This window comes from Stenotrophomonas sp. Steno-C15 (assembly GCF_056393265.1).
The window spans coordinates 1-3,421 of record NZ_JBWJPF010000049.1; the positions used below are offsets into that span (position 1 = coordinate 1).

1 protein-coding gene, 1 tRNA gene and 1 pseudogene are annotated in these 3,421 nt (G+C 65.2%); all 3 read right to left on the reverse strand.

All coding sequences use genetic code 11. The annotated features are described in order from the left end of the window. Window positions 1-1,893 (reverse strand): annotated as a pseudogene (locus AC06FB_RS18820) (autotransporter outer membrane beta-barrel domain-containing protein); the annotation flags it as partial. A gap of 298 nt (window positions 1,894-2,191) precedes the next feature. Then, window positions 2,192-2,267: transfer RNA gene (locus AC06FB_RS18825), tRNA-Thr, on the reverse strand. Between the two features lie 51 nt (window positions 2,268-2,318). Continuing rightward, window positions 2,319-3,323, reverse strand: a complete 1,005-nt coding sequence (locus AC06FB_RS18830) for a 2-hydroxyacid dehydrogenase (RefSeq protein ID WP_478053980.1) — start codon at window positions 3,321-3,323, stop codon at window positions 2,319-2,321. Window positions 3,324-3,421: the final 98 nt, after the last annotated feature.

Genomic DNA, 3,421 nt, shown 5'->3' on the forward strand with positions numbered 1-3,421 from the left:
ACCCAGCAGCGGATCCAGCGCCGACGCCGGCTGCGACGCGGCCGTCCTCAATGCCTGGCCGAGGCCCGCGCCCGACGCCACGTTGGCGAACGGAGACACGTCATCGAAGGCCGGATTGGCGACCGCCCAGATGCCGTCGCCGGTCTGCACGATATTGAACGTGAGCAGCGAGTTCTCGCGCGAATGGAACCTGCGCTGTGCCGTGTCGGCACTGGTCAGATCGGCACTGTAGCCCGAGCCGTCCTGCCGCTCGGCACGGGTGAAGGCGACCTGTCCGGCCTGCAGCTGCGGCACGCTGGCATCGAACTCGCTGTCACTGTCGTTCAACAGCGCGGTGGTCAGCTCGTTGCCTTCCTTGCTGCCATAGATACGTCCCTGTACCAGCGGGATCGAAAGATCCTGGCGGTAGTAGCCCGGTGCGATATCCAGCGCGAGCTTGCCGACCGTGCCGCCGATCAGGAAGCCCGGCGCAGTGGTGGCCGCCCCGATTCCGCAATAGTAGTAGCTGCCCTGGCTGTCGCAGCGATGGACTTCGAATGCGTCCAGTACAAGGCCCGCCTGGCGCGTTTCCGGCGTGATGTCGAACAGCAGCCGGCCGGCATTGGGATAGGCGAAGCTGACATAGCCGTTGACCGTCAACGGGCCGCCCTGCGGATGAAGATCGCCACCGGCCACCCTCACCCGCGCCACCTGCGGAACATTCCAGGGGAAGTCGGGATAGTCCGGGTCCCCGACATAGGCCGTCGCGCCGATGGTTCCATGCCCCTTCAGTGCGGCCCCTGGATCCAGCGTCACGACGGCCGTGGAGATTCGACCACCGGCCATCGCCACCTCACCTCCACGCCGGACCAGCAGCGTATCGCTGTTGTCCAGTTCGCCGGTCGAGGCGAGGGACAGCGAACCGTCCACGATCGTGCTCCCGGCCTTCAGCAGACCGTCCCTCACATCGACGGCACCGTTGCGTCCTATCACGCTGTTGCCGGTAAGCAGGCTGCTCTGCGCTGTGATGTCCAGCCTCCCCGAGTCCACCCACAGAATCGACGCACCGCTGTCTTCCGTCGCGGACCAATGGGCGCCCGCGGTGAGCTTGATCACGCCAAAGGCATCGCCGCCGACGACCTTGTCCACATCCACATCGCGCACATAGGAGAACTGCGCGGGATCGAATGCCGGATTGATGTTTCCGCTCACCCGCTTGCCATCGATGATCAGGACATCGTTGGTCGTTGCATAGTCCATCGAGGTCGCCACCCTGTCGCTGAACAGCGTCACGTCCGGATAGGCCGTGCAGCCACCGTCGTCGCTGGTGTCGCGGGTCGGGCAGAAGCGGGTCGCGATGGCCATCGTGGCCGGATCGAAATAGCGCAGGAACCCGGAGCTTTCCGTCAGTTCGTAGTGGGCCTGGGTGATCCGGCCTTCAATGACGGCAAAGTCCCTGGCGCCAAACATGTCCCGGTAGTACTGGATGTACTTCTCCTGGCCCGGGTACGGCGTGGGAACACCATCCCGGGCTTCGCCATGGATCCCCAGCACGGTCATGTCGTAACCGTCATACACCGGCAGGGCGAAGCGGGTGATCCGACGATTGACACCGGCGACGAACGCATCGGCACACGCCGAGTAGCAACCACCGTCCAGCACGGTATCCAGGCCATTGCGACGGATGACCTCGCCCATGCCAACGCCACCGCTGGCAGCACCACCGGGTGAATTGCGGAAGACGATCTGGCGGATGGTCCGTCCCTGCCGGTTCGCCGCGCTGAGAATGCGCTCCAAGGTCCTGGGATCGCTGCTCTCGACGCCGCCGGAGTAGTAGATCGTGTCGCCGTTCAGATGGAAGGTGCTTGCCTGCGCATCGAGCGTGGAGAGTCCCGCCATCAGAGCGAACGACATCGCCATGCTCAGCCTGGACCGGGAAGTGAGGGGGGAGATCGACGAGTTCGACATGCGGGTTACCTGTGTTCGAGAGAGTGCCGCCCCGCCAACGCCCCTGCCTATGCAGGGCCACTGGACGTCGCAGTGCCATCCGTCGCGCCTGTGGCCGACGACAGGAAGCACTAACGGCCGAAGGTCGCCCTCACCCCCAGTCGGGCGGCGAATCGCGCCACCTGCCCTCGTATTCCGCCGGGCATGGCCCGGCGCCACCAGACACAAAAAAGCCCCGACCAGGGCCGGGGCTTTTCATCAAACATGGTGCCGGAAACAGGAGTCGAACCTGCGACCTACGCATTACGAATGCGCCGCTCTACCAACTGAGCTATTCCGGCCGAGCACGCGATTTTACGGGCTCCCCTGCCCGGTGGTCAATCCACCCTCGGTCAGCCTGCCTCCACCCGGTTCGCGCACGCCCGCCCGGCTGCGAAATCCGCCAGGTTGCCCAGCGTGATCGCCGAGATCTCCTGCAGGGCCTCCACGGTGAAGAAGCCCTGATGGCCGGTCACCAGTACGTTGGGGAAGGTCATCAGGCGCTGGAACGCTTCATCGTCGATGATTTCCCCGGAGAGATCCTGGAAGAACAGCGCGCTTTCCTGCTCGTAGACGTCGATGGCCAGGTGGCCCAGCCGGCGTGATTTCAGCGCGCGGATGACCGCATGGGTGTCGACCAGACCGCCACGCGAGGTGTTGACCAGCATGGCACCCGCCTTCATCTGCGCCAGCGACGCATCGTTGATCAGGTGATGGGTATCCGCCGTCAATGGGCAGTGCAGCGACACGATGTCGGCGCGGGACAGCAGCTCGGCCAGAGCCACGTTTTCTCCCAGCCCGGCGAAGGATGCCGATGGATAGGGATCATGGCCCAGCACCGTGCAGCCCAGGCCCTTGAAGATGCGCGCCGTCGCCACACCGATCTTGCCGGTGCCGACGATGCCGACGGTGCGGCCATGCAGGGTGTGCCCAAGCAGGCCATCGAGCATGAAGTTGCCTTCGCGCACGCGGTTGTAGGCGCGATGTGTCTGCCGGTTGAGGGTCATCACCAGGGCCAGTGCATGCTCGGCGACGGCCTCAGGTGAGTAGGCCGGCACGCGCGCGACGAACAGGCCCAGCGACGTCGCAGCGGCGAGATCGACGTTGTTGAAGCCGGCGCACCGCAGCAGCACGGCGCGCACGCCCTGAGCGTGCAGGGCCTGCAGCACAGGGGCATCAAGACGATCATTGACGAACACGCAGACGGCGTCGCAGCCGTGTGCCAGCGTGGCGGTATGCAGGTCGAGCGAGGCATCGAAGTAGACGAACGCGAAATCCTGTTCTGCGGCGCCGCGCTGATTGGCCTCGTCAAGAAAGCGGCGATCATAGGGCCGGGCGCTGAAGACTGCGATCTGCATGGAGGGGCCTGGGTGGAATTCCATGCCGAACCATACCGCAGCAGCGTGCGTCCTGGGATGGCACCGGCGATGCGGGCATCGCCGGTGCCGCCGGCCAC